This window comes from Streptomyces sp. NPDC041796 (assembly GCF_055590785.1).
On record NZ_JBVJAH010000010.1, the window covers coordinates 143,894 to 166,395 of the forward strand.

21 protein-coding genes are annotated in these 22,502 nt (G+C 72.5%); 8 read left to right on the forward strand and 13 right to left on the reverse strand.

Annotated elements, in window-relative coordinates:
- The first annotated feature begins 6 nt into the window (after window positions 1–6).
- From ACZ6C1_RS21635 to ACZ6C1_RS21650, 4 genes are all read left to right on the forward strand, one after another.
- Window positions 7–798 (forward strand): ATP-binding cassette domain-containing protein, encoded by a 792-nt coding sequence (locus ACZ6C1_RS21635; RefSeq protein WP_469242811.1) that lies wholly within the window; start codon window positions 7–9, stop codon window positions 796–798.
- Window positions 798–2,114 carry a DUF7224 domain-containing protein gene (locus ACZ6C1_RS21640; protein WP_469242812.1) on the forward strand — a complete coding sequence of 439 codons (1,317 nt, stop codon included), beginning with the start codon at window positions 798–800 and terminating at the stop codon, window positions 2,112–2,114. Before ACZ6C1_RS21635 ends, ACZ6C1_RS21640 begins: the two co-directional genes overlap by 1 nt.
- The gene (locus ACZ6C1_RS21645; RefSeq protein ID WP_469242813.1) at window positions 2,111–2,728 is read left to right on the forward strand and encodes a hypothetical protein; all 618 of its coding nucleotides are present in this window, start codon (window positions 2,111–2,113) and stop codon (window positions 2,726–2,728) included. Before ACZ6C1_RS21640 ends, ACZ6C1_RS21645 begins: the two co-directional genes overlap by 4 nt.
- A 130-nt stretch (window positions 2,729–2,858) precedes the next feature.
- Window positions 2,859–3,284, forward strand: coding sequence for a hypothetical protein (locus ACZ6C1_RS21650; RefSeq protein ID WP_469242814.1), 426 nt, complete (start codon window positions 2,859–2,861; stop codon window positions 3,282–3,284).
- An 18-nt stretch (window positions 3,285–3,302) separates the two neighbouring features.
- Here ACZ6C1_RS21650 and ACZ6C1_RS21655 read toward each other — a convergent pair whose 3' ends face one another.
- From ACZ6C1_RS21655 to ACZ6C1_RS21670, 4 genes are read right to left on the reverse strand one after another with little or no spacing between them, the layout of a single operon-like run.
- Window positions 3,303–4,478 carry a serine hydrolase domain-containing protein gene (locus tag ACZ6C1_RS21655; protein WP_469242815.1) on the reverse strand — a complete coding sequence of 392 codons (1,176 nt, stop codon included), beginning with the start codon at window positions 4,476–4,478 and terminating at the stop codon, window positions 3,303–3,305.
- Between the two features lie 37 nt (window positions 4,479–4,515).
- Window positions 4,516–5,298, reverse strand: coding sequence for an energy-coupling factor ABC transporter ATP-binding protein (locus ACZ6C1_RS21660; RefSeq protein ID WP_469242816.1), 783 nt, complete (start codon window positions 5,296–5,298; stop codon window positions 4,516–4,518).
- The gene (gene cbiQ, locus ACZ6C1_RS21665) at window positions 5,286–6,047 is read right to left on the reverse strand and encodes a cobalt ECF transporter T component CbiQ (RefSeq protein ID WP_469242817.1); all 762 of its coding nucleotides are present in this window, start codon (window positions 6,045–6,047) and stop codon (window positions 5,286–5,288) included. Before cbiQ ends, ACZ6C1_RS21660 begins: the two co-directional genes overlap by 13 nt.
- A 1-nt stretch (window position 6,048) precedes the next feature.
- Window positions 6,049–7,089 carry an energy-coupling factor ABC transporter permease gene (locus tag ACZ6C1_RS21670; protein WP_469242818.1) on the reverse strand — a complete coding sequence of 347 codons (1,041 nt, stop codon included), beginning with the start codon at window positions 7,087–7,089 and terminating at the stop codon, window positions 6,049–6,051.
- Between the two features lie 159 nt (window positions 7,090–7,248).
- Here ACZ6C1_RS21670 and ACZ6C1_RS21675 point away from each other — a divergent pair, with 159 nt between their 5' ends.
- Complete coding sequence (locus ACZ6C1_RS21675) at window positions 7,249–7,605, forward strand: SsgA family sporulation/cell division regulator (RefSeq protein WP_469242819.1); 357 nt, start codon at window positions 7,249–7,251, stop codon at window positions 7,603–7,605.
- A 126-nt stretch (window positions 7,606–7,731) separates the two neighbouring features.
- On the opposite strand, the gene ACZ6C1_RS21680 is transcribed toward ACZ6C1_RS21675, so the two are convergent.
- Both ACZ6C1_RS21680 and ACZ6C1_RS21685 read right to left on the reverse strand, forming a co-directional pair.
- The gene (locus ACZ6C1_RS21680; protein ID WP_469242820.1) at window positions 7,732–9,900 is read right to left on the reverse strand and encodes an MMPL family transporter; all 2,169 of its coding nucleotides are present in this window, start codon (window positions 9,898–9,900) and stop codon (window positions 7,732–7,734) included.
- 157 nt (window positions 9,901–10,057) lie between these two features.
- On the reverse strand, window positions 10,058–10,630 hold the full coding sequence (locus ACZ6C1_RS21685; RefSeq protein ID WP_469242821.1) for a TetR/AcrR family transcriptional regulator: 573 nt from the start codon (window positions 10,628–10,630) through the stop codon (window positions 10,058–10,060).
- Window positions 10,631–10,771: 141 nt separating this feature from the next.
- Here ACZ6C1_RS21685 and ACZ6C1_RS21690 point away from each other — a divergent pair, with 141 nt between their 5' ends.
- Window positions 10,772–14,176, forward strand: a complete 3,405-nt coding sequence (locus tag ACZ6C1_RS21690) for a S41 family peptidase (protein WP_469242822.1) — start codon at window positions 10,772–10,774, stop codon at window positions 14,174–14,176.
- A gap of 92 nt (window positions 14,177–14,268) precedes the next feature.
- Here ACZ6C1_RS21690 and ACZ6C1_RS21695 read toward each other — a convergent pair whose 3' ends face one another.
- From ACZ6C1_RS21695 to ACZ6C1_RS21715, 5 genes are all read right to left on the reverse strand, one after another.
- Window positions 14,269–15,111: an alpha/beta fold hydrolase gene (locus ACZ6C1_RS21695; protein ID WP_469242823.1), complete on the reverse strand. Its 843-nt coding sequence runs from the start codon at window positions 15,109–15,111 to the stop codon at window positions 14,269–14,271.
- A 234-nt stretch (window positions 15,112–15,345) separates the two neighbouring features.
- Complete coding sequence (locus ACZ6C1_RS21700) at window positions 15,346–15,540, reverse strand: hypothetical protein (RefSeq protein ID WP_469242824.1); 195 nt, start codon at window positions 15,538–15,540, stop codon at window positions 15,346–15,348.
- A gap of 116 nt (window positions 15,541–15,656) precedes the next feature.
- Window positions 15,657–16,547 carry an SDR family oxidoreductase gene (locus tag ACZ6C1_RS21705; protein ID WP_469242825.1) on the reverse strand — a complete coding sequence of 297 codons (891 nt, stop codon included), beginning with the start codon at window positions 16,545–16,547 and terminating at the stop codon, window positions 15,657–15,659.
- Entirely contained in the window at window positions 16,544–17,482 is a 939-nt protein-coding gene (locus ACZ6C1_RS21710; protein ID WP_469242826.1) for an alpha/beta fold hydrolase, read from the reverse strand. Before ACZ6C1_RS21710 ends, ACZ6C1_RS21705 begins: the two co-directional genes overlap by 4 nt.
- Window positions 17,479–18,984 (reverse strand): flavin-containing monooxygenase, encoded by a 1,506-nt coding sequence (locus ACZ6C1_RS21715; protein ID WP_469242827.1) that lies wholly within the window; start codon window positions 18,982–18,984, stop codon window positions 17,479–17,481. Before ACZ6C1_RS21715 ends, ACZ6C1_RS21710 begins: the two co-directional genes overlap by 4 nt.
- Window positions 18,985–19,287: 303 nt before the next feature.
- Here ACZ6C1_RS21715 and ACZ6C1_RS21720 point away from each other — a divergent pair, with 303 nt between their 5' ends.
- Entirely contained in the window at window positions 19,288–19,935 is a 648-nt protein-coding gene (locus ACZ6C1_RS21720; protein ID WP_469242991.1) for a MerR family transcriptional regulator, read from the forward strand.
- On the opposite strand, the gene ACZ6C1_RS21725 is transcribed toward ACZ6C1_RS21720, so the two are convergent.
- Window positions 19,890–20,933, reverse strand: a complete 1,044-nt coding sequence (locus tag ACZ6C1_RS21725) for a DUF6528 family protein (protein WP_469242828.1) — start codon at window positions 20,931–20,933, stop codon at window positions 19,890–19,892. The two genes, ACZ6C1_RS21720 and ACZ6C1_RS21725, sit on opposite strands and share 46 nt — an antisense overlap.
- Before the next feature lie 94 nt (window positions 20,934–21,027).
- Window positions 21,028–21,825, reverse strand: coding sequence for an exodeoxyribonuclease III (locus ACZ6C1_RS21730; protein WP_469242829.1), 798 nt, complete (start codon window positions 21,823–21,825; stop codon window positions 21,028–21,030).
- 59 nt (window positions 21,826–21,884) lie between these two features.
- Here ACZ6C1_RS21730 and ACZ6C1_RS21735 point away from each other — a divergent pair, with 59 nt between their 5' ends.
- Window positions 21,885–22,364, forward strand: coding sequence for a GNAT family N-acetyltransferase (locus ACZ6C1_RS21735; protein ID WP_469242830.1), 480 nt, complete (start codon window positions 21,885–21,887; stop codon window positions 22,362–22,364).
- Window positions 22,365–22,502: the final 138 nt, after the last annotated feature.

Sequence of the window (22,502 nt, forward strand, 5' to 3'; positions counted from 1 at the left end):
AAAACCGTGTCACCTCGCAACAGCACCGCCGCCACCGGCACCGAGCCGGTGGCGGCGGTCACCGGCGTTTCGATCCGTTACGGCTCGACGACCGCCCTCGATGACGTCACACTCGCGTTCTCCGCAGGGGTCACCGGCCTCCTGGGGCCCAACGGGGCGGGGAAGAGCACCCTGTTGTCCGTACTGAGCACGGCCCGCAGACCCGGGTCCGGCACGCTCACCGTCCTCGGCGAGCAGGCACCGAACGGAGCCGCCGTGCGGCGGCTGCGGCAGCGTATCGGGGTACTGCCGCAGTCCTTCGGCTTCTATCCCGCCTTCACCGTGCTGGAGTTCACCGAGTACGCGGCCTGGCTGCGCAAGGTGCCGTCGGCCCGGCGCCGCCAGCGGGCTCGTGAGGCTCTGCGCCTGGTGGAGATGGAGCAGTACGCGGACCGGAAAATGGGGGCGCTGTCCGGCGGGATGCTCCGGCGGGTGGGCATCGCCCAGGCCATGGTCAACGAGCCGGCCCTCGTCCTCCTCGACGAGCCGACGGTCGGGCTCGACCCCGCGCAGCGCGTCGGTTTCCGCACCCTCATCCAGGGCCTGGGCGAACGGTGCGCCGTCGTGATGAGCACGCACCTGGCCGAGGACGTGGCGCACGTGTGCGACCGGGTGTCCGTCCTCCTCCAGGGAAAGGTCCGCTTCACCGGTACGGTCGCCGAGCTGTGCGCCCTGCCCGGGGAGAGCCCCGAAGTGGGCGGAGCGTCCGTGGAGGCCGGATATCTCCATCTGGCCGGGTCGGAAGCGGTGACGAGCTGATGCGCGTACTGCTGACCGAGATGCGCCGCGGCGAGGCCAAGTGGGTCGCCGGGCTCATGGGCGCGATCGGCTGCTACTACTTCCTGTCCGAAAGCCCCGCCCAGAGCGACTGGATCGGCTGGTGGACGCAGACCAGCCTGCGGGTCCAGCTCTTCGGGGTCATCGTGATGGGCTCGCTGATGAGCAGCGCCGCCGCGTGGGCCGCCGGGCGCGCCTACCGCCACCAGGTTCGGACCTGGTCCGACACGGCCGCCCGCAGCGGCTGGACGCAGTCGCTCGTGCTGTGGCTCGCCGCCTGGCTGTGGTCCCTGATCGCCTACGCTGTCCTCGTCGCCGTGGCGTTCGCACGGACGGCCCAGGTGAGCGAGGTCGGCGGACCGGTCTGGACGCCCCTGCTGCTCGGCGCCTCGATGCTTGCCCTCCAGACCGGCGTGGGCGTGGCTTTGGGCACCGCCCTGCCGTCCCGGGTCTGCGCGCCCTTCGCCGGAGTCCTCTGGTACGGCCTCTTCGTCGCCCTCGCGTTCGTACCGACGAGTCCGCTCAACAAGCTCTTCCCCGCGGTCGACGAGCACTGGGACACCCTGTTCGAGCCGAACACGACGCGCATGCTGGTCGCCATGGCGTGGTGCCTGGCGCTGGGACTGGTGCTGCCGGCCCTTCCGGCGCTGTGGCGGAGCGCCACCGTGCGGCCCCGGCCGCTGCCCCTCGTGGCGCTCGGGCTCGTCGCCCTGACGGCCGGCGGCACGCTCGTCGCCTTCCGCACCCCGGTACCGGACTCGTACTGGGCCGTGCGCAAGGCGCAGCCCGCCCAGGCGGCCTGCGCCACCAGTGGCCGTACGACGGCCTGCCTGTGGCCGGAGGACCGCCACCTGCTGCCCCGAGCCAAGGCCGCCGTCCGGCACGTCGACACGGGCCTGGGCACCCTGTCGGGCTTCAACCGCGGCTTCTACGCCACGGGCCTGGAGCTTCCACGGGGGCATACCGCCGAACTGCCGCTGACGTCCCCCGACATGAGCGAGGAGGAGCTGACCGACGCCATGTTCACGGCCTCGCTGCCCCAGCCTCCGTCGGAGTGCGAGCCCCACCTGCTGAAGGAGACCGGCGGGTACCCGGACACCTTCCTCTTCGAGGCCGTGGTGCGTCACCGGCTCGGTGCGCCCGTCGAGTACTACGGGGACGATTTCGGCGCGGCCCTCGAACGCGTCACCACCGCCCCGCGCGCCGAACAGGACCGCTGGATCGAGGCTTCGGCCGACCACATCCGGGCCTGCCGCCCCGTCCCCGCGCTCCCGCGGGCGCCCGGGCCCCGCCCGTGAACGCCGCCCTCGCCTACGCACGCAGCCGCGGCCTGCCGCGTGCCGCCGCCATCGGCACGGTCATCGCCTCGGCGACGGCCCTGCTGGCGCAGCAGCGCGTCGCCGTACCGGAGTTCCGCTACCTCGTCGACTTCAGTGTCCCGGTCGCCGAGATCGCGCCGGTGGCGTACGCGGTGGTCCTCGGCACGACCCTGTTCTCGCCCATGAGCGATCTGGAACGGACCGCCGCCCAGCCGATGCGCCGTTACCGCGCCGTCCACCTGACCGTGCTGCTCGGCCTGGCCGTCGCCCTGAGCGCCCTCCCGCTGCTGGGCGGCGCGACCGGCGCGGTGTTCGGCGCGTCCGTGCGCAATGTCGTCGGGTACCTCGGTCTGGCCATGGTCAGCGCCCGCCTCTTCGGCAGCGGCCTGTCCTGGTTGCTCCCCCTGGGCATGCTGGGCCCCACGCTCCTGCTGGGCGTGCGGTTCGACAACACTCCCGAACCGTGGGCCTGGTCCCTCCAGCCCGGAGCCAACGCGTCGGCCGCCGCCGTGGCCGTGGCCCTGTGGCTCCTCGGCGCGGTGGCGGCCACGACCGGGGCGCCGCGCCGGACGGAGCGGGCGGAGCAGCGGTGAGGTCCGGGGCGGGCGCGGACCGCCGGAGTCCGGGCCGGGTGTGACCGGAGGAACCGCCCCGCCCGGGCCTGGGTATCCTGCGGTGCCCCCGAGAAGCGGGGGCATGCATTCCGCATCCAGGGGAGGGCCCATGGCCATCAAGAAGGCGACCATCCAGCAGCAAGTGGCCCAGGCCCTGGCCGAGGCCAATCCGACCGACCGGCCGATCGTCACCATCCAGGCCGTCGCGGGGCCCAGTGTCTGGCTGATGAGCATGCTGGGACTGATCGGGCAGGCGTTCCTGACCTACTACTTCATCACCGTGACCGAGCAGGCGGTCGTCTTCCACAAGGCGAGCCGGATGAGCAACCGCCCGCGGGAGATAGCGTTCGCGCTGCCCCACGCCCAGGTGGGCGCGATGATCGGCGACGTGCGGCGCAACGCCGTGTGGAGCTCCTTCCGCGTCCTGCTGCCGGGGCAGCAGCAGCCGACGCGGATGAACGTGCACCGCATCTGGCGCGGCGAGATGGACCACCTGCTCGGTCTGCTGACGGGTCAGCAGACGCCGGTGCGGTGACGCCCACGCGACAGAGGTCTACGCGACAGCCGACTTGACCGCCCGCACCAGCGCCTGGGCCCGGGGGTCCGCCGTGACGCCCTTGCGCATGCCGTTGGTGACGTACCCCAGGGCGATGCCCGACTCCGGGTCGGCGAAGCCGAGCGAGCCGCCCCGGCCGGGGTGACCGAAGGAGCCGGGACCGAGCAGCGGGGACGCCGGCCCGTGCAGCATGTAGCCGAGGCCGAAGCGGGTGCCGACCACCAGGATCCGGTCGGGGCCGACGGACTCGTCGGTGCGGGCCATCGCGAGGGTGGCCGGTGCGAACAGGCGGTGCCCGTCCACGGGTCCGAGCGTCGCCGCGTAGAAGCGGGCGAGGGCGCGGGCGGTGGATATGCCCGCGGAGGCGGGGAGTTCGGCGGCGCGGTAGGCCGGGTCGTTCTCGTCGGGGGCCGGGTCGATGACGCCGAAGGCGCGGCGGGTGAGCGAGCCGGGGTCGGCGTAGGCGTCGGCGACCGAGCGCTTGGGGCGGAGCCTGAGCGCCCCGCCGTCCGCCGGTTCCTCGACCGGTCCGATGCGGCCGACCCGGTGGGCCTCGTCGTCCGGGAGGCCGACCCACAGGTCGAGGCCGAGCGGGCGGGCGATCTCCTCGGCGACCCAGCGGCCCATGGAGCGGCCGGTGACGCGCTGGACGAGGGCGCTCAGCAGGAAACCGTAGGTGTGCGCGTGGTAGCCGTGGTCGGTGCCCGGCTCCCACGCGGGGGCCTGGGCGGCGACGGCGTCCGACGCCACGGTGAGGTCGGTGGCCTCCGCGAGGGTCAGCGGGCGGTCCAGGGCCGGGACGCCCGCCTGGTGCGACAGCAGGTGGCGCACCAGCGCCCGTTCCTTGCCCGCCGCCTTGAACTCCGGCCAGTACGTGCCGACCGGGGCGTCCAGGTCGAGCTGCCCGCGCTGGTGCAGCAGCAGCGGTACGGCGGCGGCGACGCCCTTCGTGGCCGAGCGGACCACCTGGGCGGTGTCCACGGCCCACGGGGCGGTGCCGTCCACGTCACGCGTGCCCGCCCACAGGTCGACGACCTTGCGGCCGTCCCGGTAGACGGCCACCGCCGCGCCCCGCTCGCCCCGCTGCTGGAAGTTGCGCAGGAACGCGTCCCTGACCGGCTCGAAACCCGCCTGCACCGTGCCCTGGATGCCCTCGACGTCCACCGCTCCCACGCTCCTCACCCGATCGTTCACCCCATGGTGCAACGCGCTACCGCGTGACCGGCTTCCGGGTGGGCCTTGCGGTGGGGTCGAAACCGAAGGGCAGCTCCAGGCGGTGCCCGCGCATCAGGTCCTCGTCCGCGAGGAGATCACCGGTGGGGCCGTCCGCCGTGATGACGCCCTCGCTGAGCACCACCGCGCGCGGGCACAGTTCGAGGGCGTACGGCAGGTCGTGGGTGACCATCAGGACGGTGACGTCCAGCGAGCGGAGGATGTCGGCGAGTTCGCGGCGCGAGGCGGGGTCGAGGTTGGACGAGGGCTCGTCGAGGACGAGGATCTCGGGCTCCATCGCGAGGACGGTCGCCACCGCGACCCGCCGCCGCTGGCCGAAGGACAGGTGGTGCGGGGGCCGGTCGGCGTAACCCTCCATGCCGACCCGGGCGAGGGCCTTGTGCACGACCGCCTCCAGCTCGGGCCCGCGCAGCCCTGCCGCCGCCGGGCCGAAGGCGACGTCCTCGCGGACGGTCGGCATGAACAGCTGGTCGTCCGGGTCCTGGAAGACGATGCCGACGCGGCGGCGGATCTCCGCAAGGTTGGCCTTGGCGACGGGCAGCCCGGCGACGGTCACCGTCCCGGCGCCGCCGGTGAGGATGCCGTTGAGGTGGAGCACCAGGGTGGTCTTCCCGGCGCCGTTGGGGCCGAGCAGCGCGACCCGTTCACCACGCTCGACGGTCAGGTCGACACCGAACAGCGCCTGGTGGCCGTCGGGGTAGGCGTACGCGAGGCCGCGGACGTCGAGCGACGGAACGAAACTGAGACTCATAGGGTCCATCCCAGGAGACAGATGAGCAGGGCGGTGAGCGGGAGGGCGGCGGCCGAGGACCACTGCGCCCGGGACGCGGTGGCCTCCTCGAAGACCGGCATGGTTCCGGCGTACCCACGGCTCACCATCGCCAGGTGGACGCGCTCGCCGCGCTCGTAGGAGCGGATGAACAGGGCGCCCGCCGACTTCGCGAGCACCCCCCAGTGCCGTACGCCCCTCGCCTCGAAGCCGCGCGAGCGCCGGGCGATCGACATGCGCCGCATCTCGTCGGTGATGACGTCGCCGTACCGGATCATGAACGAGGCGATCTGGACGAGGAGGGGCGGCAGTTTCAGCCGCTGCAGGCCCAGCAGCAGGGCGCGCAGCTCGGTGGTGGCGGCGAGCAGCACGGACGCGGCCACGCCCAGGGTGCCCTTGGCCAGCACGTTCCAGGCGTCCCACAGGCCGGGCACCGAGACGGAGACGCCGAGGACCTGGGTCTGCTCGCCCGGCACGACGAACGGCATGAGGAACGCGAACGCGACGAACGGCACCTCGATCACCAGGCGCCGCAGCACGAAGCCCGGCGACACCCGCGCCACCGCCGCGACCGCGCCGAGGAGCACGGCGTAGGCGGCGAAGGCCCACACCGCCTCGCGGGGCGTGGAGACGACGACCACGACGAAGCAGAAGACGGCGGCGAGCTTGCAGTGCGGTGGCAGCCGGTGCACGGGCGAGTGCCCGTGCCGGTAGAGCTTGTGCGCGTGACCGGCGCCCATGTCAGACGGTTTCCTCCGTACGGACGTCGTCCGTACGGCGTCGGCGTACCGCCCAGAAGACGCCCGTGCCGGCCAGGACCGTCGCACCCACGCCGATGGTGCCCGCCAGCCCCCCGGACAGGCGGGCGTCGGTGAGGCCGCTGACGCCGTAGTCGGCGAGCGGCGAGTCGGCGGTGGCGTGCTCCTCGACCTTCTTGTCGATGCCCTGGTCGGCGGCGACCTTCTCCAGGCCGTCGGGGCTCGCGGAGGCGTAGAAGGAGACGAATCCGGCCAGGACGAGCGCGGCGGCGAGGCCGGTGGCCCAGACCTTCGTGGTGGACCGCGCGGCGACCGGTGCCACGGGCGCCGGGGCCGCGTCGACCAGCTCGCCGCCCACCCGCAGCTTGAGCGGCGCGGTCAGGCCGCGTGCCCCGTACACCAGGTCGGGCCGGACGGCGATGACGGCGCCGACGGTCGCCGTGGTGATCACCGCCTCGCCGATGCCGATCAGGACGTGCACGCCCACCATGGCGGTGAGGACCTTGGGAAGGGGTACGTCGGTGGTGCCGCCGATCGCGTAGATCGCCGTGAACGCGGCGGCCGCGGCCGGTACGGACACCAGCGAGGCGACGAACGACGCGACGGTCACCGACCGGCGGGTGCGCGGCAGGACCTTCACCAGGCCGCGGAAGAGCCCGTACGCCACCAGGACGGTGACCGCGCCCATGACGGTGATGTTGACGCCGAGCGCGGTGAGCCCGCCGTCCGCGAACAGGACGCCCTGCATCAGCAGGACCACCGCGATGCACAGCACCCCCGTGTGGGGCCCGACGAGTATCGCGGCGAGCGCGCCGCCGAGGAGGTGGCCGCTGGTTCCGGCCGCCACCGGGAAGTTCAGCATCTGCACGGCGAAGATGAACGCCGCGACCAGCCCGGCGAGCGGCGCGGTCCTCTCGTCCAGCTCCCGCCGCGCCCCTCGCAGGCCGGCCGCGACGGCGCCGGCGGCGACGAGACCGGCGGCCGCGGAGACCGGCGCGTTGATGAATCCGTCGGGGACATGCATGCGGGGACCGCTTTCGGACAGGCGGACAGGAACGGCTTCGATGATGGGTCCTTTTGCGAACGACTTGCAAGAGCGTCCACATCACAGAAGAGGGCGGGGGCGCACACCGCGGAATGGTGGGACATTAGAGACAAATGAGGCGAGCGTGAGGAGTCGGCCATGTACCCCGCTGAGGAAGGTGTCGTAGTCCACACCAAGGCCCTGATCGTGACCGACGGTCCTCTCTCCCGCCCCGTCCCCGTCGCGATCCGCTACCAGCCCGCCGCCCCGGAGCCCGTCGTACAGCTCTGCTTCCCGGGCGGCACCGAGTGGAGCTTCCCGCGCGCCCTGCTGGAGACGGGCCTGCGCGTCCCCGCCCGTGACGGTGACATCGGCGTCTGGCCGTGCGGCCGCGTGCAGACGATCGTGGAGTTCCACGCGCCGGAAGGCGTGGCCGTGGTGCAGTTCGACTCCTCGGCGCTCGTGCGTTTCCTCCGGCGTACGTACACCGCCGCCTCGTCGACCGTCACCGGGTGAGGCCGGGTGGGGCGCGCCGCAGCGGCGGCGTGGCGCGACGGCGGCCTTTCGCGGGACGGCATCCGGCCGGGAAACGTGACCGGGGCGGCCCCTCCGCTCAAGGGGCCGCCCCGGGGTCCGCTGTGATCAGACGCGGACGAGCTCCCGCTCACCGCCCTCAGGGGCGTCGGTCGCCAGTTCCTTGCGCAGGCCCTCGCCCTCGACGTCCACGTTCGGCAGCGCGCGGTCCAGCCAGCGCGGCAGCCACCAGGCCTTGCCGCCCAGCAGGGCGAGCACGGCCGGGACGATCGCCATGCGGACGACGAACGCGTCGAAGAAGACGGCGACCGCGAGTCCGAAGCCGATCATCTTCACCATCTGCTCGCTGGAGCCGATGAAGCCCGCGAACACCGCGATCATGATCACCGCGGCGGCCGTGACGACCCGGGCCCCGTGCCGGAAACCGGTCACGATCGCTTCGCCGGGCCGCTCTCCGTGGACGTACGCCTCACGCATCCGGGTGACGAGGAAGACCTCGTAGTCCATCGCGAGGCCGAAGACGACTCCCACCATGAAGATCGGCATCATGCTCATGATCGGGCCGGTCTGCTCGACGCCGAACAGCGAGCCGAGCCAGCCCCACTGGAAGACGGCCACGACCGCGCCGAGCGCGGCGACCACCGACAGCAGGAAGCCGAGCGCGGCCTTGAGCGGCACCAGCACCGACCGGAAGACCACCATCAGCAGCAGGAAGGCGAGGCCGACGACGAGCGCCAGGTAGGGCAGCAGCGCGTCGTTCATCTTCTGCGAGAAGTCGATGTTCATCGCGGTGGCGCCGGTGACCAGCACGTCGTCACCGGTGGTGTCCCGGATCGAGTGGACCAGGTTCTCCGTCTCCACGGAGGAGGGGCGGTCCTTCGGCACGACGGTGATGATCGAGGTGTCGCCCGCCTTGTTGGGGGTGGGCGGGGTGACGGCGGCGACCCCGTCCAGGCCCTTGATGTCGGTGACGGTACGGTCCGCGGCGGCCTTGTCGCCGTCCACGACCACCATCAGCGGGCCGTTGGAGCCCGGTCCGAAACCGTCCGACAGCAGGTCGTAGGCGCGGCGCTGGGTGGTGGAGGTCGGCTGGGCGCCGTCGTCGGGCAGGCCCATCTCCAGCGACGCCGCCGGGACGGCGATCGCCCCGAGACCGAGGACGCCGACGAGCAGCACGGCGACCGGGCGCCGCAGCACGAAGCGAGCCCAGCGGGTGCCCATGTTGGGCTTGGCCTCACCCGCGGGCTGCGGGTTCTTGCGGGCCTTGCGGCCGATGACGCGCTTGCCCGCGTAGCCGAGGAGCGCCGGGATGAGGGTGAGGGCGATGAGGACGGCGATCAGGACCGTACCGGCCGCCGCGACACCCATCTTCGTCAGCATCGGAATGTTGACGACGGCGAGACCCACCAGGGCGATGACCACGGTGAGGCCGGCGAAGACGACGGCGGAGCCGGCCGTGCCGACGGCCCGTCCGGCCGCTTCCTCCCGCTCGCGGCCCTCGGCCAGCTCGGCGCGGTAGCGGGAGACGATGAACAGCGCGTAGTCGATGCCGACCGCGAGGCCGATCATCATCGCGAGGGTGGAGGTGGTGGAGCCGAGGTCCAGGGCGGAGGCCAGCGCCGCGATCGTGGAGACGCCGATGCCGACGCCGATGATCGCGGTCAGCAGCGGCAGTCCGGCCGCGACCAGGGAACCGAAGGTGATGACGAGGACGATGCCCGCGACGATCACACCGATGATCTCGCCCGCCCCGGTCTCCGGGACCGTCTGGAGCGCGTCACCGCCGATCTCCACGGTGAGCCCGCTCCCGCGGGCCTCCTCGCCGGTCTCCTTCAGCGCCTCGCGTGTCGCGTCGGTCAGCTCCATGCCGTTGACCTTGTAGGACACCTGTACGTAGGCGGTGCTGCCGTCCCGCGAGACCGCCTGGACGGTGTACGGGTCGGTGACGTTCGCGACCTGGTCGGAGCCGCTCTTCAGCTCACCGACGGCCTTGCCGACCGTGGCCTTGTTGGCCGGGTCGGTCATCTTCTGGCCCGCGGGGGCCTTGAAGACGACGCGGGCGGTGGCACCGTCGGCCCCGGCGGCCGGGAAGCGGTCCTCCAGCAGGTCGAAGGCCTTCTGGGCCTCCGTACCCGGTATGGAGAAGGAGCTGGACGTCGCGACGGGCGCGGAGGCGGCGCCGACACCGGCGAGCACCAGCAGCGCGACCCATATGAGGGCCACGAGATGGCGGCGCCGGAAGGCGGATCTGCCGAGTCGGTAGAGGAACGTTGCCACGGGGGCGTCTCCCGGTGATGGGTGGGACAAGGACATGGGGAGTCGGCCCGACAGCGTGAGCGGTACGTGTCAGGTGGTGCTGGGTCGTGCGTGGTGGTACGCGGTGGTACGCGGTGGTACGTGGTGTACCGGGTGGCACTGGTGGTGCGGTGGAGAGTCAGACGCCCAGGGCGGGGAGGACCACGGCGTCGACGTATTCGGTGAGGAAGGCCTGGTCGACCGGCCGGTCCTCGATGAGGGGCCGGGCGACGAAGGCGCCGATGAACATGTGCGGGACGAGCCTCAGCGCCGGGTTGTCCACGGCGACCTCACCGCGCCGCACGGCGCGGCCCAGCACCTCGCCGAGCCCGGTCATCTCGGGTTCGACGAGCAGGTCGCGCAGGGCCTGGAGCAGGTCGGGGTTGTCGTGGACGGCATGGGCGAGGCCCCGCATGAGCGCGGAGTCCCGCTCCATCTGGCAGTCGTCGGAACGCGCGAGGATCTCGTGGAAGTCGCCGCGCAGTGAGCCGGTGTCGATCGCGGCGATGTCGACCGGCTTGTTGTGCCGCAGGGCGTGGGCGACCAGCTCGGGCTTGCTCCCCCACTGGCGGTAGAGGGTGGCCTTGCTGGAGTGGGTGCGGGCGGCGACGGCGTCCATGGTGAGGGCGTCGTAACCGACCTCGCGGAGCAGGTCGAGCACGGCTTCGTACAGCTCGGCCTCGCGCTCCGGGGTGAGCCTGCCGCGTGCCATGCCTCCCCCTCCCATCGAGACGAAACGGTTTCGTACACCGACAGCGTAGGGCAGGGGCACTGCGAAACGAAACCGTTTCGTACGTGGGTTGGGTCACGTGATCGGGTTGCCGGGCCCCCTCGGCGCGGAAAGCATGACTGTGTGAGCAGCGACGGCGCATACCTCCGCTATCCCCACCTCCACGACGGCCTGCTGTGCTTCGCGGCCGAGGACGACCTGTGGGTCGCCCCCCTGGTCGCGGAGGGCGACCCGCCCGGGCGGGCCTGGCGCGTGACGGTCGACCGGACACGCGTCGGACACCCGCGCTTCTCACCGGACGGACGGCACATCGCGTACACGACCTGGCGCAGCCTGGACCCGGAGATCCATCTGGCGCCGGTCGACGGCGGCCCCGCCCGCCGGCTGACCTACTGGGGATCGCTCGACACGCGCGTGTGCGGGTGGACGCCGGACGGCGAGATCCTGGCCGTCGCCTCGCACGGTCAGCCGTTCTCGCACTACTCGTGGGCGTACAAAGTCCCGGTCGACGGCTCGCCCGGCGGCCGGCTGCCCTGGGGGCCGGTCTCCGACATCGCGGTCGCCGACGTCGCCGGGAAGCACCTCACCCTGCTGCTGACCGGCAAGCCGCCGCACGAGCCCGCCGCGTGGAAGCGGTACCGGGGCGGGGCGACGGGACGGCTGTGGCTGCACGGGGAGCGGCTGCTGCCGGACATCGGCGGTCACCTGGACTGCGCCATGTTCGTGGACGGCCGGATCGCCTTCCTCTCCGACCACGAGGGCGTCGGCAACCTCTACTCGTGCCTCCCGGGCGGCACCGACCTGCGGCGGCACACCGACCACGACGCCTTCTACGCCCGGCACGCCTCCTCCGACGGGCGCCGTGTGGTCTACCAGTGCGCGGGCGACCTGTGGATCGTGGACGCCCTGACCCCCGACTCGGTGCCGCGCAAGCTGGCGGTGCGGCTCGGCGGCCCGCGCGCCGGGCGGCGCACGTACCAGGTGCCCGCGGCGAACAACGTGGACGCCGTGTCGGTGGACGAGACGGGCCGGGCCAGCGCCGTCTCCGTACGCGGCAGCCTGTACTGGCTCACGCACCGGGACGGGCCCGCCCGGACGATCGCCGACACCCCGGGCGTACGGGTACGGCTGCCGGAGATGCTCGGCAGCAGCGGACGGATCGCGTACGTCACCGACGCCGAGGGCGAGGAGGCCATCGAGGTGGCCCACCTGCCGCGGGCGAGCGGCGAGCGGCCGCCGAGGCGGCTCGCGGCGGGCGAACTGGGGCACGTCACGGAGATGGTGGCCGACCCGGAGGGCGAGCGGCTGGCGATCGCGTCGAACGACGGACGGCTGCTGCTCCTCGACGTCTCGGAGGAGGAGCCCGGCTCCGTGGACACGGAGGAACCCGAGGAGCCGGAGGCAGCGGAGGCGCCGGAGACACCGGAGACTGCAGAAACAGCAGAGACACCGGAGACGCCGAAGGTGCTGAAGGTGCCGGAGGTGCCGGAGACACCCGGGACGCAGCCGACCGGCGGGCTGACGGAGCTGACCCGCTCGATCAACGGGCCCGTCCGGGACATGGCCTTCTCCCCCGACGGCGCCTGGCTGACCTGGTCGCACCCGGGCATCGGCCGGTCGCTGCGCCAGATCAAGATCGCCCGGATCAAGGACCGGACGATCGTGGACGTCACCAACGGCCGCTTCGAGGACGAGAGCCCCGTCTTCACCCGGGACGGCCGCTATCTCGCCTTCCTCTCCTGGCGGGGCTTCGACCCGGTGTACGACGTGCACACCGGCGACCTGTCCTTCCCGCTCGGCTGCCGCCCCTACCTCGTGCCCCTCGCCTCCACCACGCCCTCCCCCTTCGCGCTGTCGCCCGAGGGGCGGCCCGCGGCGGGCGGACTGGACCTCGCGGAGGAGGCGGCGGAGGGCGACGGGACGGTGGTCGTCGAGTTCGAGGGCCTGGAGAACCGGGTGACACCCTTCCCGGTCGCCGCCTCCAAGTACTCGTCCCTGCACCCGGTGAGCGGCGGCGGACTGGTCTGGCTGCGGTGGCCGATCTCGGGCGCGCTCGGTGAGACGTTCGTCAACCCGGCCGACACCTCCGGGCGGCCCACCCTCGAACACTTCAACCTCGCCAAGGCCCGCAGGACCGAACTGGTCGACCACCTGGACTGGTACGCCGTCAGCGGCGACGGGACACGGCTCGTCGTGGTCGACGAGGGCGACCTGCGGGCGGTACCGGCGACCGAGACCGGCGACAGCGACACCACGGTGTACGTCGACTCCCGCCGGATCCTGCACGAGGTGGACCCCGGCTCCGAGTGGCGCCAGGCGTACGACGAGGCAGGTCGGATCATCCGCGCCTACTTCTGGGACCCGGGCATGAGCGGCATCGACTGGGACGCCGTCCTCGACCAGTACCGCCCGCTGGTCGAACGGGTCGCCTCGCCCGACGAGTTCGCCGACCTGCTGCGGGAGGTGCTCGGCGAGCTGGGCACCTCGCACGCCTACGTCACACCCGCGCGCCGCAACGAGGGCCCGCCGCACTACCAGCGCGCCCAGGGGCTGCTGGGCGCCAACTTCGTCCCCAGGGACGGCGGGTGGGCGGTGAAGCGGATCCTGCCCGGTGAGTCGTCCGACTCCAAGGCGCGCTCACCCCTGGCGGGCACCGGCATCCGGGAGGGCGCGGTCCTCACCCATGTGGACGGCCGCCCGGTGGACCCGGTGGCGGGGCCGTACCCGCTCCTGGCCGGGGCGGGCGGGACGACCGTCGAGCTGACGTTCCGCCCCGCCGGGGGCGAGGGACGCCCGCGGCGGGTGGCCGTGGTGCCGCTGGTCGACGAGCGGCCGCTGCGCTACCAGGACTGGGTCGCCAAGCGCCGGGAGGTGGTGCGGGAGCTCAGCGGCGGCACGTGCGGGTACCTGCACATCCCGGACATGGGCGGCTCGGGCTGGGCCCAGTTCAACCGGGACCTGCGGATGGAGGTGGCGCGGCCCGCCCTGATCGTCGACGTCCGGGGCAACGCGGGCGGGCACATCAGCGAGCTCGTCGTGGAGAAGCTCACCCGCCGGATCCTGGGCTGGGACCTCACGCGCGGCGCGCAGCCCGTCTCGTACGCCTCGAACGCCCCGCGCGGCCCGGTCGTCGCCCTCGCGGACGAGGCCACGGCGTCGGACGGTGACATGATCACGGCCGCGTTCAAACTCCTGGGCCTCGGCCCCGTGGTCGGACAGCGCACCTGGGGCGGTGTCGTCGGCATGACGGGCCGCCACCGGCTGGGCGACGGCACGGTGATCACGGTGCCGATGAACGCGGCCTGGTTCGACGAGTACGGCTGGTCCGTCGAGAACCACGGCGTGGCCCCGGACATCGAGATCCTCCGCACCCCGCTCGACTGGGCGGAGGGCCGCCACCGCCAGCTCGCGGACGCGGTGGAGGTCGCGCTCGACCTGCTGTCCACCCACCCCGCCTCCCGCCCCCCGGACTACTCCCAGGTCCCCTCCCTGGCCCGCCCGAAGCTGCCACCCCGGCCGGGCTCCTGACGGGGGCCGGGGGCGCGCACGAGGCGCGACCGGCGAGCCGGCGCGCGTCCTGCACGAGGTCGGCGCGCACCTGCACGAGGTCTGCGCGCGTCCTACACGAGGTCGGCCAGGAGCCGGGCCGCCGGCTCCGGGTGGACCAGCCACCGCAGGTGGCTGCCTTCGAGGGTGCGGACGTCGTACGGGTTGTCCGGCGTCAGCTCGTCGCCCTCGCGGATCAGCCGGTCCTGGAGCGCGAGCGGCAGGCTCCGGTCGTCGGCCAGCCGGACGTACGTCCTCGGGATGCGGCCCCAGGTCGCGGCCTGCGCCCGGTCGGCGGAGGTGCCGGCGTCCAGGTTCTCGTCGGGCTGGAAGGTGTTCAGGAAGGCCAGGAACTCGTCGTCGGTGCCGTCGGCGAAGAACGCCTCCTTGAACACCGCGAGGACGGCCGGTTCGGCGGTGCGGAAGTTGGTCCGCAGCAGGCCGAGTTCGGCCGGGTTGCCGGCCATCGCCGGAGCGAGGGCGGCGACGTCGACCGTGGCCATCTCCGGTTCGGCGTAGTAGTCGCCGACGTCGAGCCGGACCGGGCACCAGGCCGAGACGTAGACGAGGCGGTCGATCAGGTCGGGGCGGGCGTTGGCGGCGGCCGTGGCCGTGGCGCCGCCGCGGCTGTGGGACACCAGGATCACGGGGCCGTTGCGCTTGGCCCGCTCCAGGACTCCGATCAGGTGGGCGGCGTTGTCCGCGAGCGTGACGCCCTTGATCGCCCCGGGGGCGGTGGCGAGCCCGTCCAGGTCCTGCGGCGCCTGGTAGGCGAGCGGGTAGGTCGCCCCGAACCCGTGTCCCGGCAGGTCGACCGCGACCGAACGGTGCCCGAGGAGCCCGAGTTCGGCCTGGAGCGGCGCGAACGAGAAGGAGTTGGCGAACGCCCCGTGGACCAGGACGAAAGTCGGCTGCATCGGTCTTCCCCATTCCGGCGTGCGCGGCCCCGTGCCGGGCGCCCGGTGACGGACCCTACCCAGCACAAGATCATCCGCACCACCGGTACGGCTCCCTCCGCATACACCGGAAGGTGCGAGGAGACCCACGGGGGACGTACGGAGAGGCCCGCGCGCCGAAAGCAGGCGCCCGACCGGCGGAACGCGCGAAGGCGCACCCGGCGTCCCGGGTGCGCCCTCACCGTGGCCGTGGCGTCAGACGTCCATCGGGTCCCGCGGCACGCCCTGCTCGTCCTGCAGGCCCTGTCGCCGCTCGTCACGCGACTGGCGGCCCTTCTGCTGGCCCTTCTGCGTACGCTCCTGCGCCTCGCGCTTCGCGTCCTGGGCCCGGCGCTTGGCCTGGTCCTTCATCTCCTGCGCCTTGTCGTTGAACTGGTCTGCGATACCCATCGAAGTCTCTCCTGAAAGAGTGTGGGGGACTCCGGGAACCGTGATCGGCTCCCGGCCTCGACCAGCCTGGCATGCCCGGACATAGCGCGCATTTCGATCAAGCAGTGACGGTTCAGTCACTCTGTGTGCACCCTCCCCGTGCGCGCCAGCTCGTCGGCCGCGCCACCCGCACCGACGAGGCCCTTCCGCACACTCGCCAGCCGGGGCTCGAAGCGCCGCATCTCGCGCCGGCCCACGGTGGCGATGAGCCCCGGCAGGTACCCGCGCACCGACTGCATGCCCCTCAGCCACCACTGCGCGTACACGTGTGCCGAGCGCCGCTCGATCCCGGCGACGATCCGGTCGACCGCCGGCCCCAGCGGATACGTACGGTTCGACGGCCAGGGCAGCCGCTGCCGCAACTCCCGCATCACGTCGTCCTCGTCGGCGCCGCGCACCATGTCGGTGTCGGTCCACGACAGGTACCCCACGCCGACCCGGACGCCCTTGTGACCGACCTCGGCGCGCAGGCTGTGGGCGAACGCCTCCACGCCCGACTTGGACGCGCAGTACGCGGTCATCATCGGCGCGGGCGTGATCGCCGCCAGCGACGCGATCTGGAGGAAGTACCCCCGGCTCTCCGTCAGCACCGGCAGGAACGCCCGCCCGGTCACCGCGCCGCCGATCAGGTTGACCTCGATGACCCGCCGCCACGCGACCGGGTCGGAGTCCACGAACGGACCGCCCGCCGCGACGCCCGCGTTGGCCACGACGATGTCCACCTTGCCGAAGCGTTCCTTCACCTCGCCGGCGACCTGCGCCATCGCCTCGTGGTCCGTGACGTCGACGTGCCACCAGTCGCTCTCGGTGTGCAGCCGCCCGGAAACCTCCTTCAGCAGCTCCGGCTCCAGGCCCAGCAGCGCGATCTTCGCGCCGCGTGCGGACAGCTTGCGCGCGAGCAGTTCGCCGACGCCGCGCGCGCCACCGGTGATGACGGCGACCTGCCCCTCCAGACTCACCCTGCTCATGCGACTTCCTCCTGCTCGGTGACGTGCCCGGTGTCCCGCGCGGTCTTCCGCCCGGCGTTCGGCCCGGTGTTCTGCCCGGTATGGACGTACGCCGCCATCAGGGCGCGGATGCGGGCCGTCACGATCTCCGGCGCCTCCACCGGTGTCATGTGTCCGACGCCCGCCAGTTCCTCCAGCCCCACGCAGTCGGGCAGGGCGGCGGCCAGCGCCCGCGCGTGCACGGGCGGTGTGAGCCGGTCGGCCGTACCGACGATCACCGCCGTCGGAGCGGCCAACTCCCGTACGCCCGCCTCGACATCGAGCCCGGCCAGCACGTGCGACCATGCCACGCGCACCGCGCGCGGGCAGGCGTGCACGATCCGGGCGCACTCCGCGACCCGCTCGGCCGCCGAACCGGGGCCCATGGTGGCGTACTTGAGGATGGCCTTCGACACGGGAGTCACCGGCCCGAGGGGCGCCCGGGCACCCAGGACGGCACGGGTCAGCCGGGTCCGCAGCCGCCCGGCCCGCAGCGGCAGCACCAGCGACTCGGCGACCAGCCGGGAGGGGCCCGTGCTGCACAGCAGGACGGCCGCCGCGTGCTCGCGCAGCCCCGGCCGCCCGGCGGCCGCCATGAGGGTCATCCCGCCCATGGAGTGCCCGGCGAGCACCGCCTTCTCGCCCGGCTCCAGCGTGGCGGCCAGCACGGCCTCCAGGTCGTCGGCGAGGGCGTCCGCCGAGTACCCGGACCGCCCCACGGCGGGCGTGCGCCCGTGGCCGCGCTGGTCGTAGACGATCACCCGGTGGTCGGCGGACAGGTCCCGTATCTGGGCGGCCCAGAACTCCGTCGAGCAGGTCCAGCCATGGGCCAGGACGACCGCGGGGGCGCCCTCGGGCCCGTACACCTCGACGTGCAGCGTGGATCCGTCGGCGGAGACGGCGGGGACGATCCTCATGCCGCGGCCCCCTTCGACAGCGAGCGTGCCCGGACGACCTCGTACTCGGACAGGTCCACCGACCGTGTCGCCCGCCGGAATTCGGACGTCGTGCCGGGCCACAGCGTGGTGTTGCGCCCGTTGGCGTCCAGGTACCAGCTGTCGCAGCCGCCCGCCTTCCACACCGTCCGCTCCATCCGGGCCTGTACGCGCCGGTTCCACGCGGCGACCGCCGAGGGCCGGGCGGCGAGGGCGGCGCGCTCGCCGAGCAGGTTGAGCTGCCGAAGGTAGTCGGCCAGGTAGTTAAGCTGGGACTCGATCATCAGGATCATGGAGGAGTTGCCGAGGCCGGTGTTCGGCCCGATGATCGTCATCCAGTTGGGAAACCCCGCGGCGGTCGCGCCGCGCAGCGACTCCATGCCGTCCTTCCACGCCTCGGCGAGCGTGATGCCCTCCGCGCCCACCACGCGCTCGGCGATCGGCATGTCGGTGACGTGGAATCCGGTGCCGAAGATGATCGCGTCGACCTCGGCCTGCGTCCCGTCGGCGGCGACGACGGTCGATCCGCGTACCTCCGCCAGACCGGAGGCGACGACGTCCACATTGGGCTTCGCCAGGGCCGGGTAGTACTCGCTGGACAGCAGGATCCGCTTGCAGCCGATGCGGTACGAGGGCGTCAGCCTGGCCCGCAGGGCGGGGTCCTTGATCGCCCGGGCCATGTTGGCCTTCGCGATCGCCTCGACCAGCCGCAGTTCGTTCGGCCGCTTGGTGAACGCGCTGACCTGCAACTCGCGGATTCCCCAGAGCAGTCCGCGCCGAGCCGTCCCGGTGAACGGCAACTGCCGGTGCAGCCACCGCTCGGCGGCGCTGATGGGCCGGTCCATCCGGGGCATGACCCACGCCGGGGTGCGCTGGAAGAGCGTCAGCCTGCCGGCCTTGGGCTGGATCGCGGGCACGATCTGGATGGCGGAGGCACCGGTGCCGATCATGGCGACGCGCTTGCCGGTCAGGTCGTAGTCGTGGTCCCAGCGGGCGGAGTGGAAGACCTTGCCACCCGCCTCCTCGAAGGCGGCGAGCCCGGGGATGTCCGGGATCTTGGGGTCGGACAGCGGCCCGGTCGCGGAGACGACGACGTCGGCGGTGAGTGTCCCGCCGGAGGTCTCGATCTCCCAGCGGAGCTCGTCGTGGTCCCAGCGCATCATCAGCACCTCGTGGTTCAGGCGGATGTGCGGGCGCAGCCGGAACGTGTCGGTGACATGCTCCAGGTAGGCGCGGATGTGCCGCTGCCCGGAGAAGGTGCGCGGCCAGTCGGGGTTGGGCGCGAAGGAGAACGAGTAGAGGTGTGACGGTACGTCACAGGCACAGCCGGGGTAGCTGTTGTCGCGCCAGGTGCCGCCGACGGAGTCGGCCCGCTCAAGGACGACGAAGTCGGTGATCCCCTCGCGGCGCAGCCGGACCGCGGCTCCGAGGCCACCGAATCCGGATCCGATCACCGCCACTCGTACATGCTCGTGCTGGCTCATGCCGCCTCCGCATCGGAATTCCGAGATCCGCAAACTCTGCCAGCAATCACTGGCACGGTTGTTGTGGAGAGTAGAGCAGGTCCTTACCGAGCGGTAGGGGTCGGACGAAGGAAGTTACCGGCGGTACGACATAGGGTTGCGGACGTGACGAACCAGCGGGCGAACGGACGGGCGGACGGGCGGGCGGACGAACCTGCGGGCGGCCGGAGGAGCGGCTGGCGCGGCAGCCGTACCGCGCACGGAACGACCCACCCCCACGAGGCGGGGCCCGGCCGGCAGAGCGCCGACACCCGCGAGTACCGCATGGAGGAGCTGGCCGAAGCAGCCGGCATCACCGCCAGGACCCTGCGCTTCTACCGCGAGCGCGGCCTGATACCGCCACCCCGCCGCGAGGGTCGCATCGCCTGGTACGGGCCCCACCACCTGGCCCGGCTGCGGACGATCGCCGCCCTGCTGGAGCGCGGCCACACCCTCAACGGCATCGCCGACCTCGCCGCCGCCTTCGAGAGCGGACGCGACGTCGGCGAGGTGCTCGGGCTCGGCGAACCGACGGAGGAGGAGCCGGTCCGGCTGACCCCCGAGGAACTGGCCGACCACTTCGGCGACCAGGTCACGCCCGAGAACTTCGCCGCCGCCCTGGAGCTCGGCTACCTGGCCACCGACGGCCAGGAGATCGTCCACGTCAGCCGCCGCCTGCTCGAGGTCTCGGCCGCGCTCGTCGAGGAGGGCGTCCCGCTCGCTGCGGTCCTCTCCGCCGCCGGCCGGGTCCGGGAACACGCGGACGCCCTTGCCGGCCTCTTCACCGAGCTGCTGCGGGACCACATGGACGATGACGCCGACCTCGTACGGCTGCGACCGCTCGCCAAGAGCGTGGTGGAGGCGGAGGTCTCGATGGCCCTGGACCGTCAGCTCCGCGCGCTCCAGGAAGGCCGCCACCACCGGGCCTTGTAGATGCCCCCGTTCACCAGCCGGTAGGTCCCGGCCGGGCGGTGCACCGCCACCGTGCGCGTCCACCAGCTCTCCCCCAGGCCCGGCTCCGGCACCGTCGAGATCACCTGGCCGGTCACCGGGTCGTCCCCCACCGCCTTGACCCGCGCCCGGCTGATTCCCGCCGCGCCGGGGAAGTCCCGCAGGAACTCCCCGGTGCTCTTCACGTACTGGTACACGGCCGAGCCGCTGCTCACCCACAGCCGGTCCGGGTCGCCCGCCACCTGCCCCAGGTCGTGGCCGTGCGGGCTCGGCAGCCGCGCCACGAAGGCCTCGTCGAGAGTGGGCGCGGCCGTCGTGCCGCCCACCCTCAGCGCCACCAGCCGGTCGCCGCCCAGCGCCCACAGCACCCGCCGTCCCGCGTCCCACTGGAGCCCGTGGGCGTCCTTCAGCGGGTAGGTCACGTACGGCACTCCGGACCGCCCCCGGGAGGCCGCGGCCGCGTAGAGCCGTACGACGCCGCCGGTGCTGCCCGCGACGGCGACGTTGCCGTCCGGCAGCAGCTCGATGCTGTGCGGGTTGTCCCGGATGGTGCCCGGCGAGAGCGTCGCACCCCAGTACCGCCCGCCGGACGGGTAGGAGACCACCGCCGCGAAGCCGTACGAGGCCACGGTCAGCACATACGTCCTGCCGCGCCAGGTCCGCACCTTGGCCTCGCTCGGATGCACCCAGCTGACGTCCGGCTCCAGGTCCGCGTACCGGGCGTCCCCGACCGGCGAGAACGCCCACTTCACGACGGCCGGATCAGCCTCCGGGTCCCAGCCGCGCCGCCGGCCGTCGAGGAGCAGGATGCGCTTGGAGGCCTGGTCGGTGAGGAGGACGTCGGGCGTCCCGGCGGGGATCTCGGAAGCGGGAACCGGGACGGCGGCCGACGTCGGTACGGTGGCGGCGATCAGCAGTCCGCACATGAGCGCCGCGACCAGGACGGGCTTCAGCGGCGTTCGTACGGCGGTGATGCGCACATCGCCTTACCTTGCCAGAAGGTTCCCCCGAACCAGGGCTCGCCACACAAGCAGTGACAGACCCTCACTTCCGGATCACGCCGTCCCGCTTGCCCTACAGGTCGTACGCCGCCGTCACCGGCGCGTGGTCGCTCCACCGCTCGCCGTGCGTCGCGGCGCGTTCCACCCAGGCCTTGACCGCGCGAGCGGCGAGGCCGGGCGTCGCGACCTGGTAGTCGATGCGCCAGCCCGCGTCGTTGTCGAAGGCCCGGCCGCGGTAGGACCACCACGAGTAGGGGCCCTCCTGGTCGGGGTGCAGGGCGCGGACGACGTCCACGTACGACGCCTCGTCGAAGACGCGGGTCAGCCACTCCCGCTCCTCGGGCAGGAAGCCGGAGTTCTTCAGGTTGGCCTTCCAGTTCTTCAGGTCGGCCTGCTGGTGGGCGATGTTCCAGTCGCCGCAGACGACCACCTCGCGGCCGTCGGCCGCCGCGCGCTCCTTGAGCTCCTTCAGGTAGGGCAGGAATGCGCCCATGAAGCGGGTCTTCTCGTCCTGCCGCTCGGTGCCGACCTCGCCCGAGGGCAGGTAGAGGCTGGCGACGGTGACGCCCGGCAGGTCGGCCTCCACGTAACGGCCGGTGCCGTCGAACTCGCTCGATCCGAATCCGATCCGTACGGCATCCGGCTCACGCCGCGTGTAGAGGGCGACGCCCGCACGGCCCTTGGCGGCGGCCGGGGCGTGGACGGTGTGCCACCCCTCGGGCGCGCGGACCGCCTCGGGGAGCTGGGACTCCTCGGCCCGTACCTCCTGGAGGCACAGGACATCGGCCTCGGTGGCGGCCAGCCACTCCACGAACCCCTTCTTGGCGGCGGCGCGCAGACCGTTCACGTTCACGGACGTCACAATGAGCATCCGCGCACCCTACCGACATGACCTCGAAGATCGCTCCGCATGATTGTACGATGCCACGCATGATTATTCACCCTCGGCCGTTCGACCACCCCGACGCCCGCAAACTCAACGACATGGTGCAGCTCGAGTACGCCGAGCGGTACGGCGACGAGGGCGACCTCACACCGCTGGACCCCACGATGTTCCGTCCGCCGCGGGGCCTGTACCTCATCGCGTACGACGCCGAGGACCGCCCCGTGGCCACCGGCGGCTGGCGCACCCAGGACGAGAACGACGAGGGGTACGCCGACGGCGACGCCGAGCTCAAGCGCATGTATGTGATCCCCGAGGCGCGGGGCCTGGGCCTCGCCCGCCGCATTCTCGCCGCCCTGGAGGACGACGCCCGTGCCGCCGGCCGCACCCGCATGGTGCTGGAGACGGGCGACGCCCAGCCGGAGGCCATCGCGCTCTACACCTCCAGCGGATACGAGCCGTGCGCCAAGTTCGGCTACTACCGGGAGTACGAGAGCAGCCGCTGTTTCGCGAAGCCACTCATGTGACGGGGCGCGTCCGGGGTGACGACGGACCACCGAAGTCATCGTGACGCGCTCCTGACAAAGCGTCGCCGTCCATGGCACCCTGCCTCACGCACGTCGATCCGCACCGCTCTTCGTTCCCCCACCCTGCCCGGCCGCGCC

What these genes read in the sequence shown, in the direction of transcription:
- ACZ6C1_RS21660 (WP_469242816.1), bottom strand. Translation starts at nt 5,298, where the DNA reads ATGGACCCTATGAGTCTCAGTTTCGTTCCGTCGCTCGACGTCCGCGGC.
- ACZ6C1_RS21710 (WP_469242826.1), bottom strand. Translation starts at nt 17,482, where the DNA reads ATGAGGATCGTCCCCGCCGTCTCCGCCGACGGATCCACGCTGCACGTC.
- ACZ6C1_RS21640 (WP_469242812.1), top strand. Translation starts at nt 798, where the DNA reads ATGCGCGTACTGCTGACCGAGATGCGCCGCGGCGAGGCCAAGTGGGTC.
- ACZ6C1_RS21705 (WP_469242825.1), bottom strand. Translation starts at nt 16,547, where the DNA reads ATGAGCAGGGTGAGTCTGGAGGGGCAGGTCGCCGTCATCACCGGTGGC.
- ACZ6C1_RS21695 (WP_469242823.1), bottom strand. Translation starts at nt 15,111, where the DNA reads ATGCAGCCGACTTTCGTCCTGGTCCACGGGGCGTTCGCCAACTCCTTC.
- ACZ6C1_RS21670 (WP_469242818.1), bottom strand. Translation starts at nt 7,089, where the DNA reads ATGCATGTCCCCGACGGATTCATCAACGCGCCGGTCTCCGCGGCCGCC.
- ACZ6C1_RS21720 (WP_469242991.1), top strand. Translation starts at nt 19,288, where the DNA reads ATGGAGGAGCTGGCCGAAGCAGCCGGCATCACCGCCAGGACCCTGCGC.
- ACZ6C1_RS21700 (WP_469242824.1), bottom strand. Translation starts at nt 15,540, where the DNA reads ATGGGTATCGCAGACCAGTTCAACGACAAGGCGCAGGAGATGAAGGAC.
- ACZ6C1_RS21650 (WP_469242814.1), top strand. Translation starts at nt 2,859, where the DNA reads ATGGCCATCAAGAAGGCGACCATCCAGCAGCAAGTGGCCCAGGCCCTG.
- ACZ6C1_RS21685 (WP_469242821.1), bottom strand. Translation starts at nt 10,630, where the DNA reads ATGGCACGCGGCAGGCTCACCCCGGAGCGCGAGGCCGAGCTGTACGAA.
- ACZ6C1_RS21675 (WP_469242819.1), top strand. Translation starts at nt 7,249, where the DNA reads ATGTACCCCGCTGAGGAAGGTGTCGTAGTCCACACCAAGGCCCTGATC.
- ACZ6C1_RS21730 (WP_469242829.1), bottom strand. Translation starts at nt 21,825, where the DNA reads ATGCTCATTGTGACGTCCGTGAACGTGAACGGTCTGCGCGCCGCCGCC.
- ACZ6C1_RS21735 (WP_469242830.1), top strand. Translation starts at nt 21,885, where the DNA reads ATGATTATTCACCCTCGGCCGTTCGACCACCCCGACGCCCGCAAACTC.
- ACZ6C1_RS21715 (WP_469242827.1), bottom strand. Translation starts at nt 18,984, where the DNA reads ATGAGCCAGCACGAGCATGTACGAGTGGCGGTGATCGGATCCGGATTC.
- cbiQ (WP_469242817.1), bottom strand. Translation starts at nt 6,047, where the DNA reads ATGGGCGCCGGTCACGCGCACAAGCTCTACCGGCACGGGCACTCGCCC.